The sequence below is a fragment of the Vibrio sp. QJM3NY_27 genome (genome assembly GCF_057785955.1).
Window position 1 is genome coordinate 3,508,532 of record NZ_CM173511.1, and the last position, 17,094, is coordinate 3,525,625.

General features: G+C 44.1%; 20 protein-coding genes. All 20 read right to left on the reverse strand.

The window, feature by feature from the left end:
- Nucleotides 1-21 precede the first annotated feature (21 nt).
- Complete coding sequence (atpG, locus tag AC3CIA_RS15830; RefSeq protein WP_004735739.1) at nucleotides 22-888, reverse strand: F0F1 ATP synthase subunit gamma; 867 nt, start codon at nucleotides 886-888, stop codon at nucleotides 22-24.
- Nucleotides 889-936: 48 nt separating this feature from the next.
- Entirely contained in the window at nucleotides 937-2,478 is a 1,542-nt protein-coding gene (gene atpA, locus AC3CIA_RS15835; protein ID WP_004735737.1) for a F0F1 ATP synthase subunit alpha, read from the reverse strand.
- Nucleotides 2,479-2,491: 13 nt separating this feature from the next.
- The gene (gene atpH, locus AC3CIA_RS15840) at nucleotides 2,492-3,025 is read right to left on the reverse strand and encodes a F0F1 ATP synthase subunit delta (protein WP_004735736.1); all 534 of its coding nucleotides are present in this window, start codon (nucleotides 3,023-3,025) and stop codon (nucleotides 2,492-2,494) included.
- A 15-nt stretch (nucleotides 3,026-3,040) separates the two neighbouring features.
- Complete coding sequence (gene atpF, locus AC3CIA_RS15845) at nucleotides 3,041-3,511, reverse strand: F0F1 ATP synthase subunit B (RefSeq protein WP_017077303.1); 471 nt, start codon at nucleotides 3,509-3,511, stop codon at nucleotides 3,041-3,043.
- Between the two features lie 58 nt (nucleotides 3,512-3,569).
- Nucleotides 3,570-3,827, reverse strand: coding sequence for a F0F1 ATP synthase subunit C (gene atpE, locus AC3CIA_RS15850; protein ID WP_004735734.1), 258 nt, complete (start codon nucleotides 3,825-3,827; stop codon nucleotides 3,570-3,572).
- A gap of 50 nt (nucleotides 3,828-3,877) precedes the next feature.
- Nucleotides 3,878-4,675 (reverse strand): F0F1 ATP synthase subunit A, encoded by a 798-nt coding sequence (gene atpB, locus AC3CIA_RS15855; protein ID WP_004735733.1) that lies wholly within the window; start codon nucleotides 4,673-4,675, stop codon nucleotides 3,878-3,880.
- Between the two features lie 8 nt (nucleotides 4,676-4,683).
- A complete protein-coding gene (locus AC3CIA_RS15860) occupies nucleotides 4,684-5,073 on the reverse strand; it encodes a F0F1 ATP synthase subunit I (protein ID WP_004735732.1) in 390 nt (129 codons plus the stop codon).
- Nucleotides 5,074-5,264: 191 nt separating this feature from the next.
- Nucleotides 5,265-6,146, reverse strand: a complete 882-nt coding sequence (locus tag AC3CIA_RS15865; RefSeq protein ID WP_474356030.1) for a ParB/RepB/Spo0J family partition protein — start codon at nucleotides 6,144-6,146, stop codon at nucleotides 5,265-5,267.
- Between the two features lie 23 nt (nucleotides 6,147-6,169).
- Nucleotides 6,170-6,943, reverse strand: coding sequence for a ParA family protein (locus tag AC3CIA_RS15870; protein ID WP_017077301.1), 774 nt, complete (start codon nucleotides 6,941-6,943; stop codon nucleotides 6,170-6,172).
- Nucleotides 6,944-6,957: 14 nt separating this feature from the next.
- Nucleotides 6,958-7,590 carry a 16S rRNA (guanine(527)-N(7))-methyltransferase RsmG gene (rsmG, locus tag AC3CIA_RS15875; protein ID WP_017058801.1) on the reverse strand — a complete coding sequence of 211 codons (633 nt, stop codon included), beginning with the start codon at nucleotides 7,588-7,590 and terminating at the stop codon, nucleotides 6,958-6,960.
- Nucleotides 7,587-9,485, reverse strand: coding sequence for a tRNA uridine-5-carboxymethylaminomethyl(34) synthesis enzyme MnmG (gene mnmG / locus AC3CIA_RS15880; RefSeq protein ID WP_488518300.1), 1,899 nt, complete (start codon nucleotides 9,483-9,485; stop codon nucleotides 7,587-7,589). Before mnmG ends, rsmG begins: the two co-directional genes overlap by 4 nt.
- Nucleotides 9,486-9,967: 482 nt before the next feature.
- Nucleotides 9,968-10,402, reverse strand: a complete 435-nt coding sequence (gene mioC / locus AC3CIA_RS15885) for an FMN-binding protein MioC (RefSeq protein WP_488518301.1) — start codon at nucleotides 10,400-10,402, stop codon at nucleotides 9,968-9,970.
- Between the two features lie 47 nt (nucleotides 10,403-10,449).
- Nucleotides 10,450-11,811, reverse strand: a complete 1,362-nt coding sequence (mnmE, locus tag AC3CIA_RS15890) for a tRNA uridine-5-carboxymethylaminomethyl(34) synthesis GTPase MnmE (protein ID WP_004735804.1) — start codon at nucleotides 11,809-11,811, stop codon at nucleotides 10,450-10,452.
- Between the two features lie 130 nt (nucleotides 11,812-11,941).
- Complete coding sequence (gene yidC, locus AC3CIA_RS15895) at nucleotides 11,942-13,564, reverse strand: membrane protein insertase YidC (RefSeq protein WP_054548323.1); 1,623 nt, start codon at nucleotides 13,562-13,564, stop codon at nucleotides 11,942-11,944.
- A 2-nt stretch (nucleotides 13,565-13,566) separates the two neighbouring features.
- On the reverse strand, nucleotides 13,567-13,824 hold the full coding sequence (gene yidD, locus AC3CIA_RS15900) for a membrane protein insertion efficiency factor YidD (protein WP_004735802.1): 258 nt from the start codon (nucleotides 13,822-13,824) through the stop codon (nucleotides 13,567-13,569).
- Nucleotides 13,791-14,114: a ribonuclease P protein component gene (gene rnpA / locus AC3CIA_RS15905; protein WP_017055478.1), complete on the reverse strand. Its 324-nt coding sequence runs from the start codon at nucleotides 14,112-14,114 to the stop codon at nucleotides 13,791-13,793. The genes yidD and rnpA overlap by 34 nt, the downstream gene beginning before the upstream one ends.
- Before the next feature lie 45 nt (nucleotides 14,115-14,159).
- Entirely contained in the window at nucleotides 14,160-14,294 is a 135-nt protein-coding gene (gene rpmH, locus AC3CIA_RS15910; RefSeq protein ID WP_004735800.1) for a 50S ribosomal protein L34, read from the reverse strand.
- 206 nt (nucleotides 14,295-14,500) lie between these two features.
- On the reverse strand, nucleotides 14,501-15,238 hold the full coding sequence (locus AC3CIA_RS15915; RefSeq protein WP_004735798.1) for an amino acid ABC transporter ATP-binding protein: 738 nt from the start codon (nucleotides 15,236-15,238) through the stop codon (nucleotides 14,501-14,503).
- The gene (locus AC3CIA_RS15920; protein WP_004735796.1) at nucleotides 15,235-15,906 is read right to left on the reverse strand and encodes an amino acid ABC transporter permease; all 672 of its coding nucleotides are present in this window, start codon (nucleotides 15,904-15,906) and stop codon (nucleotides 15,235-15,237) included. Before AC3CIA_RS15920 ends, AC3CIA_RS15915 begins: the two co-directional genes overlap by 4 nt.
- A gap of 129 nt (nucleotides 15,907-16,035) precedes the next feature.
- Nucleotides 16,036-16,785: an amino acid ABC transporter substrate-binding protein gene (locus AC3CIA_RS15925; protein ID WP_488518302.1), complete on the reverse strand. Its 750-nt coding sequence runs from the start codon at nucleotides 16,783-16,785 to the stop codon at nucleotides 16,036-16,038.
- Nucleotides 16,786-17,094 lie beyond the last annotated feature (309 nt).

A 17,094-nucleotide genomic window follows, 5' to 3' on the forward strand; every position in this document is an offset into this window, starting at 1 on the left:
ACTATTTAGTTTTACCTAAGCTTAAACCGCAGCTGCGCCTGAAACTATCTCAGAAAGTTCTTGTGTAATCGCCGATTGACGGGCTTTGTTATACACAAGTTCTAAGTCATCAATAATGTCACCAGCGTTATCTGTTGCTGATTTCATTGCAATCATTCGAGCTGCTTGCTCACAAGCAAGATTCTCGACCACACCTTGATACACTTGAGATTCGACGTATCGAACTAATAGTGCATCTAGTAGTGGTTTTGGCTCGGGCTCATAAATGTAGTCCCAAGAATGACTGCGTTTCATTTCTTCGCTGTCTGATTTAGGCAAAGGAAGTAATTGATCGATCGTTGGTTCTTGAACCATAGTGTTTTCAAATCTGTTAAACACTACGAACAGGCGATCCAATTCACCTTCATCATATTTCTTCAGCATAACGCTTACAGAGCCAATCAAGTCTTCAAGGCTTGGACGATCGCCCAGACCAGAAACTTGAGCTGCTACTTTCGCGCCGCTGTTATTGAAAAATGCTGTTGCTTTAGAACCTACAATTGCAAGCTCTACATCAGCACCTTTCTCAGACCAATCTTTCATGTCGTTCATAGCTTTTTTGAACAAGTTAATGTTCAAACCACCACAAAGACCACGGTCTGTAGAAACGATGATGTAACCAACACGTTTGGCTTCACGTTCCTCAAGATAAGGATGCTTATACTCGAGGCTACCATTAGCCAAATGACCGATCACTTTACGCATTGTTTCTGCATATGGACGAGTAGCTTCCATTGCGTCTTGAGAACGACGCATTTTCGAAGCTGCTACCATTTCCATTGCTTTCGTAATCTTCTGTGTGCTTTTAACACTACCGATTTTATTACGTATCTCTTTTGCGCCGGCCATCGTTACTCTCCGTTAATGGTATGAGGTGGCCCTAAGACCACCTACCAATTACCAGGTCTGGGTTGCCTTGAAATCGTCAACAAGCTTCTTCAGCTCAGCTTCGATTTCTTTGTTGAAAGCACCCGTTGCGTCGATCTGTGTTGCTAGATCAGCGTATTGACCACGAGCAAACGACAGTAAAGCAGCTTCAAAATCTAGAACTTTTGACAGTTCTACGTCTTGAAGGTATCCACGCTCTGCAGCGAAGATTACTAGAGCTTGGTCAAATACAGACATAGGAGCATATTGTTTCTGCTTCATCAGTTCTGTAACTTTTTGACCGTGGTCTAGTTGCTTTTTGGTCGCTTCATCAAGATCCGATGAGAACTGTGCAAATGCTGCAAGTTCACGGTATTGAGCTAGAGCAGTACGGATACCGCCAGATAGCTTCTTGATGATTTTAGTCTGCGCCGAACCACCTACACGAGAAACTGAGATACCAGGGTCAACAGCTGGACGTACGCCCGCGTTGAATAGTTCAGTTTGTAGGAAGATCTGACCATCAGTAATCGAGATTACGTTCGTTGGTACGAATGCAGATACGTCACCAGCTTGCGTTTCGATGATAGGAAGAGCAGTTAAAGAACCAGTCTTGCCTGTCACTTCACCGTTAGTGAACTTTTCTACGTATGCTTCGCTTACACGAGCAGCACGCTCTAGTAGACGAGAGTGAAGGTAGAAAACATCACCAGGGAACGCTTCACGGCCAGGTGGACGCTTAAGTAGTAGTGAAATTTGACGGTAAGCTACCGCTTGCTTAGATAGATCATCATAAACAATCAGTGCATCTTCGCCGCGATCACGGAAGTATTCACCCATCGCACAACCAGCATACGGTGCAAGGTATTGCAGCGCAGCAGATTCAGAAGCAGATGCAACAACAACAACAGTGTTAGCCAGTGCGCCGTGCTCTTCTAGTTTGCGAACTACGTTAGCAATAGTCGACGCTTTTTGGCCGATAGCTACGTAGATAGAGAAAATACCAGAGTCTTTCTGGTTGATAATCGCATCGATCGCCATTGCTGTTTTACCAGTCTGACGGTCACCGATTACTAGTTCACGTTGACCACGACCGATAGGGATCATTGAGTCAACTGACTTGTAACCAGTTTGAACAGGTTGATCTACCGATTTACGGTCGATTACACCTGGTGCGATAATTTCTACAGGCGAAGTTAGTTTCGCTTCGATAGGACCTTTACCATCAATTGGCTCACCTAGCGTGTTTACAACACGACCAAGCATTTCAGGACCTACTGGTACTTCAAGAATACGACCAGTACCTGTAACTTTCATGCCTTCCTGTAGGTCAGCATACGGGCCCATTACAACAGCACCAACCGAATCACGGTTCAAGTTTAGTGCTAGCGCGTAACGGCCACCCGGTAGTTCGATCATTTCACCTTGCATCACGTCCGCTAGGCCGTGGATGCTAAGAATGCCATCGCTTACAGAAACGATAGTACCTTCATTGCGAGCTTCACTAACAACGTCGAAAGATTCAATACGTTGTTTAATTAGATCGCTAATTTCAGTGGAATTAAGTTGCATGCTCCAATCCCCATTAAGACTGCAATGCATCGCTCAGGCGGTCTAAACGACTGCGCGCTGAGTTATCGATGACTAGGTCTCCGGCTCGAATAATAACTCCACTAAGTAGAGTCTCATCTATACTGCAATTCAGCTGAACTTTGCGCGCTAGGCGCAGTTCCAATTTGCTGATGATGCTTGTGCGCTGTTCTTCAGAAAGTTCAACCGCTGAAGTAACGTCAACGTCGATTTCTTTCTCGTGCTCTTGTTTAAGCAATAAGAACTGTTTACAAACATCAGGAAAGGCCATTAAACGACCATTCTCTGCCATCACTTTAATTAAGTTCTGGCCGAATTCATCAAATTGTTCGCCACAAATTACAATGAATATTTCAGCTAACTTTTCAGCAGTCATTGAACTGCTTAATAAATTATGAACATCATCATTTTGTGCCACTTCGGCAGCAAAAGTAAGCATTTGACCCCATTGGTCTAGCTCACCTTTATCTACCGCAAAGTCAAACGCTGCTTTAGCATAGGGGCGTGCGATTGTAGTCAAATCAGACATATACAGCCCCTTGCTTTAAAGTTTTGCAGTAATGTTGTTAAGAAGATCATTGTGTACATCTTTATCGATTGTACGCTCAAGGATTTTCTCAGCACCAGCTATAGCCAGAGTTGCGACTTGTTTGCGCAGGTCATCACGGGCACGTGTGCGTTCAGCTTCAATTTCAGCTTCAGCTTGCGTTAGGATCTTCTGGCGTTCTGCCTGAGCCTCTTCGCGAGCTTCATCAATAATTTGAGCTTTACGTTTGTTTGCCTGATCAATAACCTCAGTTGCAGTGCGCTTCGCTTCCTTCATTTGCTCAGAAGCGTTGGCTTGTGCCAGGTTCAAGTCTTTAGCAGCGCGTTCAGCGGCTACAAGACCGTCAGCAATTTTCTTCTGACGTTCTTCAATTGCTTGCATGATTGGTGGCCATACATATTTCATGCAGAACCAAACAAACAGCGAAAAAGCAATTGCTTGACCTAACAGAGTTGCGTTCATATTCACAACAGCTACTCCTCGTTAAGAATCAACTACAAAAATTTAATTAACTATTAAGAGTTAATTAGCCTGCTAGCTGACTTACAAATGGGTTAGCAAACGTGAATAGTAGTGCGATTACGATACCGATCATTGGAACAGCATCCAGTAGACCAGCGATGATGAACATCTTAACTTGTAGCATTGGAGCCATTTCAGGTTGACGCGCAGCGCCTTCTAGGAATTTACCACCAAGAATAGCAAAACCAATTGCAGTACCTACGGCACAAAGACCAACAATGATAGCAACAGCGATTGCTGAAAAACTTAGTACAGTTTCCATTTACGTTCTCCGATTAACATTAATAGTTAGAATAAAGCTTAAAAATTTTTTTAGTGATCACTATCTTCATGGGCCATTGATAGGTAAACGATTGTCAACATCATGAAAACAAACGCTTGAATCAAAATAACCAAGATATGGAAGATAGCCCAAGGTAGTGCACCTACCCATTGTAAGTACCACGGTAGCATTGCCGCGATAAGAATAAACACCACCTCACCCGCAAACATATTACCAAATAAACGCATACCTAGAGATAGTGGCTTCGCTAATAGCGAAATTACCTCAAGTACCAAGTTAAATGGAATCATGATTGGGTGATTAAATGGATGCAGTGCCAATTCTTTAGCAAATCCGCCTAAGCCTTTTACTTTGATGCTGTAGTAGATCATCAGAGCAAAAACACCTAAAGCCATTGCCATTGTTATATTTACATCAGCTGTAGGAACCACTTTCAAGTAAGGGATACCTAGCCAATGCTCTGCAGGATACGGTAAGAAATCGATAGGCACTAAGTCCATCAAGTTCATTATGATAATCCAGCAGAATATAGTCAGTGCTAATGGAGCTACCAGAGGATTGCGGCCATGGAAAGTTTCTTTAACGTTGTCGCCAACGAATTCCACTACCATTTCAACAAAACACTGAAGCTTACCAGGTACACCTACTGTTGCTTTCTTAGCGACTGAGCGAAAAACCCAAAGGAATAACACCCCTGTCAGCACAGAAAAAAACAGACTGTCTATATGTACGTTCCAGAAACTTGTTTCCTCTACAAGACCAAACTTAGCTAAAGAAAGGTTTTGTAAATGGTGTTCAATGTATCCGGATGCTGTTGGCGCAGCCATAACTCATCCTATTTTTTATTGTTAATGAAAAGCACTGGCGCAAAGATATTAATACCTAGAACCAGTAAATAGGTCAGTTTGAGGGGAATTAATTCCACCTGCATATACATGTAGACAATAGAGAATAGTAAAACTGTGATTAAGATTTTGAGCACTTCGCCAGCATAGAACGACGCCGCAACTAACTTAGTTGCACGAGCTCCACAAAATAGGAAAGCACACACACAAAAAACCACATTCGCGATGACAAAAATACCGCCACCGATTAATGCAGCAAAACCCCAATCAGGATTAACAGCTAAACCTAACCCTATCGCCACTAATATAACCGCGCTAAGCTCGATCAATAACATTTGCTTTGCAAGCACTCGTCCTGGTCTTGCTAACGCCGCTACCATGTATTCGTTCCTCTTTAAGCCCACTTTACCACTCGCTTATAAGCGTGCTGAGAAATTGGCGAAAATTATACGTTCAGCCAAATTGATTGCAATCACAATGCAGCAATCTTTTACATTTTTGCATACAAACCGACAACTTTTGTACGAAATTACTTGTTTATTACATAATTGACCTAAATCAATTATCTCATTTAGTACTCTAGTTTAGCAATAAGTTGCTCTAATTTGTGAGGCTCATCAAGAGTAATCGTCACTTTTGACTTACCGCTAACAGAACGAGTAACTGAAACGTTTGCTTGCAATTTTTCCGTGAGTCTTCGTGAAAGTTCGATAGCTTCTGTGTCTTCAGGCTTCGATTCTGGTTCAACGTCTGGTTTTAAGCACTTTTTGACAAGCAGCTCAGTTTGACGCACGGTCATTTTTTTGGTTGCCGCAGTGTTTGCTGCTTCAATCTGGGTATCACCTTCAAGCGCAAGCAATGCTCGAGCATGACCCATTTCCAGTTGTTTATTGGAAACTAAACCTTTTACTTCATTTTCTAGCTGATTTAGACGTAATAAGTTACTAACCGTTGCTCTCGATTTACCGATCACTTCGGCGACTTGTTGATGTGTCAGCTCGAATTCGTTCTGTAAGCGCTCTAGCGCTTGTGCTTCTTCGATAACATTCAAGTCTTCACGCTGAATGTTCTCAATCAATGCCATCGCAATCGCAGCTTTGTCTTCAACCTTCTTGACCAAGCACGGCACCTGTTTTAAGCCAGCTTGACGAGCAGCTCTCCAACGGCGCTCACCAGCGATAATCTCATATTGACCATACGCTAAAGGACGCACGACGATAGGTTGGATAATACCTTGAGATTGAATAGATGCGGCCAGCTCTTCTAGCGCTTCTGGCGCCATATCCTTACGCGGTTGATATACACCTGGCTTCAAGCTACCGATAGCAATCTCTGTGAACTCACCTTCTGCAGACAAAGCCTGACTATGAGAAGCAACTTGTTGTTTTTCACGAGCCAATGAGCTAGTTGCAAGCAATGCATCTAACCCTTTTCCTAAACCACGCTTAGACATTGAGCGAATTCCTTTGGTTAGACCTATACTGGGACTTCTTCACGACGCAACATTTCGCCTGCAAGAGCAAGATATGCCTTAGCACCTGCGGAATACTTGTCGTAGTACATTGCTGGCTTGCCATGACTCGGCGCTTCTGCCAAACGTACATTTCGAGGGATCACAGTTCGGTAAACTTTGCTACCGAAGTGTTTTTTGAGTTGATCAGAGACTTCATTCGATAAGCGGTTACGAGGATCATACATTGTACGAAGAAGACCTTCGATCTTCAGATTCTCGTTTACTACCGCAGCGAGCTTACTGATGGTATCCATCAACGCAGTCAAACCTTCCAAAGCAAAATATTCACATTGCATAGGAACCAATACGGAATCGGCCGCAGCCATCGCGTTGATTGTAAGAAGGTTTAATGAAGGTGGGCAATCAATAAAGATGAAATCATAGTTGTCGCGAATGGATTCGAGTGCGTTTTTTAAACGAACTTCACGAGCAAATACTTCCATTAACTTGATTTCTGCCGCAGTCACATCACCGTTTGCGGCGATGAGGTCATAATTGCCAGATGTACTTCGGCAAACTACCTCATCAAATGGGGTGTCTTCAACCAGCAAATCGTAAGCAGTTGCTTCAACTTGATACTTGTCGACACCGCTCGCCATAGTGGCATTACCTTGAGGATCGAGGTCAACAACCAATATCTTGCGTTTTGTTGCCGCCATTGATGCTGCCAAATTAATGCAAGTTGTTGTTTTTCCTACGCCGCCCTTCTGGTTGGCAATTGCTACGATTTTACCCACTATGGCCTCGCTGATTATCCCTGACGCGATAAAGTAACTAGATGACGCTCTCCATCAAGCTCTGGCACTTGCAAAGCTTTAATGTCTGTCACTGAACACCATTCAGGTAACAGGTCGATTTCGTCTCTAGGATGTTGTCCCTTAAGAGCCAAAAATACACCGGATTGCTCTTTAGGTAAATGGTGACACCACTCTACCATGTCTGTCATTGACGCAAATGCGCGACTGAGCACGGCATCAAACTTTTCTTCGGGTTGAAACTCTTCAACACGACTTTGAACCGGTACCACGTTGTCGATACCCAATTCATGAATCACTTGTTTAATAAAACGAATACGCTTACCTAGGCTATCGAGCAAGTAAAACTCGCAGTCAGGGTTCATGATTGAGAGCGGAATCCCAGGAAGACCAGGGCCTGTACCTACATCAATAAAGCGCTTGCCTTGTAAGTGAGTGCTAACAATAATGCTATCTAAGATATGTTTCACCATCATTTCTTGCGGGTCACGAACTGACGTTAAGTTGTAAGCCTTGTTCCACTTGTTCAGTAACTCAACGTAGCCAACCAATTGGCCACGTTGCTTTTCAGATACTTCAAGTTCAGTCTGGCCAATCAGGTGATCCAGTTTTTCGCGTAATGCGCTCATGATGCTTCCTCACCTTTTTTCAGCAGGCCGTGTTTTTTCAAATAAACCAACAGAATTGAGATTGCTGCAGGCGTAATACCTGAAATTCGAGAAGCAATACCAATTGAGTCAGGCTTAGCAGTCGTTAGTTTAAGAACCACTTCGTTAGAAAGTCCTTTCACCTTGCTGTAATCGATATCAGCAGGCAATTTGGTATTTTCATGACGCAGTGATTTTTCAATTTCGTCTTGTTGACGCTGGATATAACCATCGTACTTCACTTGGATCTCAACTTGCTCGGATGCTTGTTGATCTTCCAATGCCGGACCAAAACGATCCAATGCCGTTAGCTGTGAATAAGTCATTTCAGGGCGACGAAGAAGATCTTCACCGCTTGCTTCACGAGACATAGGTGTTTTTAGAATTTGGTTCAGTTGATCAACATCTTCAGATTTGGGATTAATCCACGTTTCTTTTAGACGTTGACGTTCCTTCTCCATATTTTCTACTTTCTCGTTGAATCGAGCCCAACGAGCATCATCCACCAAGCCAAGCTCACGCGACTTCTCAGTCAAGCGGATATCAGCGTTGTCTTCACGAAGTAACAAACGGTATTCCGCACGAGACGTGAACATACGGTAAGGTTCTTTGGTACCCATCGTCGACAAGTCATCAATAAGAACGCCCATGTAAGCTTGGTCACGACGCGGGCTCCAGCCTTCCTTGCCTTGCGTAAACAAACTTGCATTCAGACCGGCCATCAAGCCTTGTGCAGCCGCTTCTTCGTAACCAGTGGTACCGTTGATTTGACCGGCAAAGAATAGACCCTTAATAAACTTCGTTTCGTAAGTCAGCTTAAGGTCTCGAGGATCAAAGAAATCATACTCGATCGCATAGCCTGGGCGGACGATATGAGCATTTTCAAAACCTTTCATTGAGTGAACGATTTTTACCTGAACATCAAATGGCAGACTTGTAGAGATACCATTCGGGTATAGCTCATGGGTCGTCAAACCTTCAGGTTCAATGAAAATCTGGTGACTGTTCTTGTCAGCAAAACGCATCACTTTGTCTTCAATCGATGGACAGTAGCGCGGGCCAATACCTTCAATCACGCCTGCGTACATTGGGCTGCGATCGAGATTGGCGCGAATAACGTCATGCGTATTTTCGTTGGTATGCGTGATGTAGCATGGAATTTGGCGAGGCTGTTGAGCTCGGCTACCCATGAACGAGAATACAGGTGTTGGGTTATCACCGTGCTGAACCTCTAACTCTGAAAAATCAACGCTACGTGCATCGATACGAGGAGGTGTACCCGTTTTCAGGCGATCAACTCGGAATGGAAGATCACGAAGACGGTCAGCCAGTGCGATCGATGGTGGATCACCAGCACGACCACCTGAAGAACTTTCCATACCAATATGGATCTTTCCACCTAGAAATGTACCGACCGTCAGTACCACAGCGTTAGCGCGGAACTTAAGGCCCATCTGTGTAACAACACCCACCACTTGATCCTGTTCAACGATCAAGTCATCAACCGATTGTTGAAACAGAGTTAGGTTTGGCGTGTTTTCAAGAACATTTCGAACAAAGGCTTTGTAAAGCGCGCGGTCAGCTTGTGCACGAGTTGCACGTACCGCAGGACCTTTTGATGCGTTTAATGTTCTGAACTGAATACCTGCATGATCAATAGCTTGCGCCATTAATCCACCCATTGCATCGACCTCTTTTACCAAGTGGCCCTTACCGATCCCGCCAATAGCAGGGTTGCAAGACATTTGTCCCAACGTATCGATATTATGAGTGAGTAGTAACGTACTTTGACCAGTACGTGCAGATGCGAGTGCGGCTTCCGTTCCTGCATGGCCACCACCAACAACGATGACGTCAAATTTTTCGTGATAAAGCATGAACCGACCTCGGGTATTCAAACGTTTTCTAGATTGATAAAAAGGAGCGATATTCTACCTGTTTTCATAGCTTGAGAAAACGTTTTTGGGATTTTTCGATAAAGCTGTTTTTAATTAATATAGATAAGATCTTTATAGAGATCTTTTATTATATCTATTATTAGGATCGAGGGTGTCTGTGGATAAGTCAAAAATGATCAACAAGATCATAGATCTTTTTTGGATCAAAGCATGTGATCTAACTTTGATCATGATGAGGATTAGCTGGGATCAAAATGGCTACTTATTCACAGGGGATAATTGGCTTGAAAGTTGTTATTTGGATAACTATAGGTTAATCACCGTATATGTATGATCTTATCCACAGAGAAAATTGAGGTTTTTGCTTTAATTTTCAAATTTTTTTCAAAAAAGTTATTCACAATCACGATATTCAGAGACAAAAAAAGCGGCATAAGCCGCTTTTTGGGGAAATTGAGGGACTAGAACTGGTCACTATGATCGTTAAACCACTCTTCAGCTGCATCCTCAGGTACCGGAGTTTCCAATACATCGATGGTAAAGCAGTCTGAAATAGGCTGTGCACCGAGTTTTTTCAGTTGGCTGTGGACTGATTTTCCCGCAGAACAGAAGGTATCGTAACTTGAATCACCAAGTGCGATAACAGCATAACGAATAGCACTTAAATCTGGAGATTCTTGAGTCAATGCGTTGATCAACGGTTGGATATTATCAGGAAAATCGCCCGCACCATGTGTTGATGTCACCACTAACCAAGTATCTTGCTGAGGAATATTATTGTATTCAGGCTGATTATGAAGTTCTATCTCGTGCCCTTGAGCCTCTAGAAGATCGTTAAGGTGATCGCCAACGTATTCAGCGCCACCTAAGGTGCTGCCTGTAATAATGTGGATCATTAAGCTGTCCTTACAAAAGAAAAGGCCAGCGTAAGCCAGCCTTTATGTTATTTACCGATACAGAATGAAGAGAAGATTCGACCTAAAAGATCATCGGAACTGAACTCGCCTGTGATCTCATTGAGGTGCTGTTGGGTGATACGAAGCTCTTCTGCTAATATCTCTCCGGCCATGTAGCCTTCAAGCTGCTGTTGCCCAATATCAAGGTGTTCCGATGCGCGTTCTAGTGCATCCAAGTGGCGGCGGCGCGCCATAAAGCCACCTTCATGACCACCAGCAAAGCCCATGCAATCCTTGAGATGGCTACGCAGAGCGTCGACACCTTGGCCTGTTTTTGCTGATAAGCGAATCAGGGTTGGATCGTTAACATGACAAATGCCTAACTCTTCACTGGTTTGATCCGCTTTATTACGAATTACCGTCATTCCGATGTTGTCTGGTAGACGATCAACGAAATCTGGCCAGATATCTTTCGGGTCTGTTGCGTCTGTTGTCGTGCCATCAACCATAAATAAAACTCGGTCTGCCTGAGCAATTTCTTCCCAAGCGCGTTCAATACCGATTTTTTCTACTTCATCAGAGGCATCACGCAGACCTGCGGTATCGATAATGTGCAGTGGCATACCGTCAATATGGATATGTTCACGCAATACATCACGTGTGGTGCCGGCAATATCGGTCACAATCGCAGATTCTTTGCCAGACAGCGCATTCAATAGGCTCGATTTACCGGCATTTGGGCGACCTGCAATCACGACCTTCATGCCTTCACGCATGATCGCACCTTGATTCGCTTCTTGGCGTACAGCCTCGAGGTTATCGATGATAGCCTGTAAGTCAGTACTGACTTTACCGTCAGCAAGAAAATCAATTTCTTCTTCTGGGAAATCGATCGCTGCTTCAACGTAGATTCTTAAGTAAATAAGAGAATCTACAAGCGTATTAATGCGTTTAGAGAATTCGCCTTGTAGCGATTGAAGCGCCGATTTTGCTGCTTCTTCTGAGCTGGCATCAATTAAGTCAGCAATCGCTTCGGCTTGAGTTAAATCCATCTTATCGTTCAAAAAGGCACGTTCTGAAAACTCACCTGGACGCGCTGCACGTACGCCTGAAATGGCTAGGATGCGTTTGATTAGCATATCCATAACCACTGGGCCGCCGTGGCCTTGCAACTCTAATACGTCTTCGCCAGTAAACGAGTGCGGGTTAGGGAAGTAAAGCGCGATGCCTTGATCGAGTTCGATGCCATCGTCAGATTTAAACGGTAGGTACTCAGCGTAGCGAGGCTTGAGTGTTTTTCCTGTTACTTCTAGGGCAACCTGAGTCGCCAATGGGCCGGAAACGCGGATAATACCGACGCCACCACGGCCGGGCGCGGTCGCTTGAGCAACAATCGTATCTGTAGTCATAGTTGTGCCTGCTAGCATGTGAGAGCCAAAAAGGGGCGTTCACGATTAATCAATTAGCTGAATTGTAATCAGCTAAAAACAAAAAGGCGACCTTTTGGTCGCCTTTCTTTATCTCTTTCTATTATCGAACTTACTTAGAATGTAAGCCTTTCTTTTCCAGCGCGCGGTAGATAAGCGTTTGCTGAATCAGAGTTACGATGTTCGATACTAGCCAGTAAAGAACCAGACCTGAAGGGAAGAACAGGAAGAAGAATGTAAACATAACCGGCATAAAGGTCATGATCTTCTGCTGCATTGGATCCGTTACAGTTGTTGGGCTCATCTTCTGGATTAGGAACATTGAAGCACCCATCAGAAGTGGCAAGATGTAGTATGGGTCTTGTGCTGAAAGGTCAGTAATCCAACCGAAGAACGGTGAGTGACGCAGTTCAACAGATTCCATTAGTGCCCAGTATAGCGAAATGAAGATAGGCATTTGCAAGATGATAGGTAAACAGCCACCAAGTGGGTTTACTTTCTCTTTCTTGTACAGCTCCATCATTTCTTGGCTCATACGTTGACGGTCGTCGCCAATACGCTCACGCATTGCAGTCAGCTTAGGCTGAAGCATACGCATTTTCGCCATAGACGTGTACTGAGCTTTCGTTAGTGGGTACATAGCACCACGAACGATAAACGTTAGACAGATGATTGCTAGACCCCAGTTCACAACGATGCCTTGAATGAACGAAAGCAGAGTATGAAGTGGTTTAGCAATGAACCATAACCAACCGTAGTCAACTACTAGGTCTAGGTTTGGTGCTACAGCAGCCATTTGGTCTTGAAGTTTAGGACCAACCCAAAGCGTTGCTTTAAAGCTTGCTTCGTCGCCAGTAGCGATGGTTTTGTTCGGCATGCGAACACCAATGTCGCCAAGGTTACCGATTACACGAGTGTAAAGGTTGCTGCCTGCTTCGTCGCGTGGGATCCATGCACTTGCAAAGTAGTGCTGAATCATCGCTGCCCAACCTTGACCATTGGCTAGGTTAAGAGACAGGTTGCGATCTTGCATGTCGTCGAAGCTGTATTTTTTGTAACGCGTATCTTCCGTAGAGTAAGCACCACCACGGTAAGTTGGCATTGTTAAGCTACCGCCGTCATCCATAACATTTTGACGTAGGTGAGCGTACATGCCGAATGTCGCGTTAGTACCAGAGTTGTTGACTACATCGTATTCAACATCCATTGCGTAGCTGCCACGCTTAAGGACGAATGTTTTCGTGTAATCAAGGCCGTTCGCTTGGTAAGTCATCGGGATGCGTAGTTCATCCTGACCATCAGCAAGCGTGAAGCTGTCTGCTGAAACCGAGTAGCTAGGGCGGTTAGTGCTGCTTAAATCGATACCTTGAGGGCCAACTAGACCGCTTTGCGCGATAAATTGGTGACCAGGTTCGTTCTTAAGAAGAACAAACGTATCTTCAGAATCAAACTCAGCAGAGTAATCATTTAGGTTTGCTTGAACGACATCACCACCAACCGTATCAATTGACAGAGTCAGTACATCAGTTGTTACTGTGATAGTTTTTGCAGAAGCGACTTGTTGGCCCGGAGCTGGGTCTAAGTCATCTGCATAAGATGGCGCTGGTAGGGTGCTGCCAGATTGTGCCTGCTCAATCGCTTGTGGAGCTGGGTTCTGAGCTACGTTCCATTGTTGGAACAGTAGGAAAGAAACCAAAGCCAATGCGATTAACAGGATATTACGTTGAGAATCCATCGTTATTTATCTCTGTCTTGTTTTTGGACTGGTGGAACGGGGTCAAAGCCCCCTTCGTTCAAAGGATGGCATTTTAATAGACGTTTGCCTGATAACCAACACCCTTTTACAAAACCGTGAGCTTTCAACGCTTCTATCGCATATAAAGAGCAGGTTGGAGTAAATCGGCAGCGTGGGCCGATGAGTGGACTAATAAACCATCTATAAAAATAGATGGGTATTAGCGCTATCCACGCGAAGGGCGAGACAGGCGAAGCCATAATTTGTCGAGTAGCTTGAACATTTCTTCATTGCTTAAATCTTGCGCGCTCTTCTTAGCGATTACAACAAAATCTTTGTTAGGAAGTTTGTGTTGAGTGTTACGAAAGCTTTCACGAGTAAGACGCTTGAATCGGTTACGACCCACGGCGGTTTTAATCTGCTTTTTCGGAACAGCTAATCCAAGGCGAGGATTTGAAAGAGAGTTATTTCGGGCAATGATGGTGAAATGAGGGGAGCCTGCTCGATGAGCTTGCTTGAAGACATTCTGATAATGTTCGGGAGTTAACAAGCGTAACTCCCGACCGAAGGCTAGCTTATTCAAAATAATCAAAGATTACTTAGAAAGACGCTTACGGCCTTTTGCACGACGTGCATTGATTGTTGCGCGACCGTTCTTAGTAGCCATGCGAGCACGGAAACCGTGAGTACGCTTACGCTTTAGAACTGTAGGTTGAAAAGTGCGTTTCATTGTAATTACCTTACTGATCAGTAGTTTTAGGTTTTTGTTAAACCCGGCGTGGGCATTTTTTCTCTTCTTTATATAAGAAAGGAAAACCGACGCCTCTCAACAAAGAGGCGGAATTGTAATCACTGTCACAAAAAGTGTCAATGATTGGGTTAACTAAAATTCCGGTCGGGGGATTATACGTAGAATAACTAAAATCACAAGGATCCTTATTCGATCCCGACCTTATTTAAGAATTTCTTTAATTTAGGATCCTGTGGATTACCAAAAATATCCTGTGGAGATCCCTGTTCGACAATGTGACCATCAGCCATGAAGATCACTCGGTCTGCGACCTCTCTAGCGAACTGCATTTCATGGGTAACCACCAGCATGGTTTGATGCTGATTTGCCAGTTTTTTCATTAAGTTAAGCACTTCGCCAACCCACTCAGGATCGAGCGCTGAAGTAGGCTCATCAAACAATAAAAGCTCTGGTTGTAGAGCCATCGCACGGCCAATACCAACACGCTGCTGCTGGCCACCAGAGAGCGCTGCTGGATAGCTATCTGTTTTTTCTCCTAGGCCAATATCATCGAGTATTTGTTGTGCTTTTTCATGAGCTTGCTGCTTTTTCCAACCACGAACGGTAATCAAACCTTCGGCAATATTCTGCCTTGCCGTTTGGTGAGCGAACAGTGCATAGTTTTGGAACACAAAACCGGTCTTACGGCGCAGTGCAAGCACCTCTGCTTTAGTGTGTTTCTGAGTATCAACCTTGATATCATCAATTGAAATCGTACCTTGATCGGCTTGCTCTAGAAAATTCACACAACGCAGCAGGGTAGACTTACCCGTACCACTTGAACCTATGATGACAATTATCTCACCTTGCTTGATTTCGAGGTCGATCCCTTTCAATACTTCGGTGTCACCAAACTGCTTGTGGATATTTTGTAATTTGATCATCGTACATACGCCTTATTCAGTTTCACTTCGGCCCAAATTTGAATACGAGTGAGGATAACCACCACGCCCCAGTAAATCAGCGCGACTGCTAAAAAAGCTTCGAAGAAGCGGAAACTTGAAGAAGCTTCCATCTGAGCTTTAGCCATGATTTCGGCTACACCTAGGGTGAATGCAAGTGAAGTCGACTTAATCATGTCGATGAAATAGTTCATTAAAGAAGGCAGTGCCACACGTGTCGCTTGCGGCAAGATCACTCGACGCATGGCTTGGCTGGTTGTCATACCGACTGATAGGCTTGCTTCCATTTGGCTACGATCGATACCGATAATCGCGGCACGAATACTTTCAGCCATGTAAGCAGCAAAGTGTAAGGTTAAGCCGATAACCGCGGCGCCAAACGCATCAAGTCCAACCATCCACGGAAACACTTGTGGTAGGCCATAGTATAGAAGAAACAGTTGCACCAGCAGTGGCGTGCCTCGGAAGAAGCTAATATACAGCTGGCTAAGCTGGTCGAGTACTGGGATTTTGAATACACGAATGTTCGCCAGTATCAAAGATAGAATTAGGGCGAAAAATAAGCCCCAGATTGCCATCTCCATAGTGGTGCCTAAATACTTCAGCAGTATTGGCAACAGACCTAGCATGTAATTAAAGTCAAATCCCATAATCTATCTCATATTTTTATTGGAAGTATTGTTTGGAAATACTGTTATATCAGGCTTTTTAATCAGTGCACAAAAGCAAAAAGCCCACCGCTGTGTAAAGCAGTGGGCCTTAAATGGGAAAGTGAGTCGTTACTTCTGAGTAATGTCCGCACCAAACCATTTCTGAGAGATACTTTCTAGCGTACCATCTGCGCGCATTGCTGCTAATGCTTCGTTTACTTCTGCTTGCAGTTTTTGACCGTTGTCATTGTTTACGAAAGGCCAAGCATTTTCGATTGTCTCGAATGGTTGTCCTGCTAGCTGTAATGGTAGACCAGTCTTCTTGATAAGCTCTAGTGCTGATAGGCGATCCATTACGAATGCGTCGGCACGACCAAGAGCGACATCATGTTCAATACCGGTATCGTAGGTTTTGACATTGATTTTGCCTTCTTTGTCGTAGCTGCGCAGCAGTTGCTCAAAGTTTGAGCCAAGGTTTACCGCAACCGTCTTACCATCTAGGTCTTCGATACCTTTAATGCTGTCATTACCTTTACGAACGGCAATTTGTGCGCCGTCTACTACGTAAGGGTCTGCGAATAGGTATTTCGCTTTACGTGCATCCGTTATTGTAATTTGGTTTGAAATGGTATCGATTCGACCCGTTTCAAGAAGACCAAACAGACCAGAGAAGTTTGCCGTTACGTATTCAACGCTATAGTCATTACGTTTACCGATCTCATCCCATAAATCCACTTCAAAACCTTGTAGTTGGTCTTGTTTAACGAACGTAAATGGGAAGTAGCGACCAGACATGCCGACTTTAACTTCAGTCGCGGCTTGAACAGTAGCAGCAGAGAGTGCGATAGCCGCAATTGCAGCCTTAATCCAGTTATTCATTTGGTAACTCCTTATATTTATAGGGTTGGATGTTACTGGGAAAATGCTCAATAGAATAAATAACCAGATGTTATTAACCATAACCAGATCGTATTCTCGATTTGGGGATAACTAGCAAGGATCCGGGCATAAGTGGATCGTTGTGTGAGTAAAGTAGGGGCAAGATGTGTGGATCCATCCAGTTTTGCACTATTTATTGTGAATAACTTGGATCTTATTCACTGGATCTGTGATCAATTGCTGGTGATCTGACTTATCAACAGGTAAAATTAGCGGTCATTTCATATAACTTAAATAGAGTGGGGCACC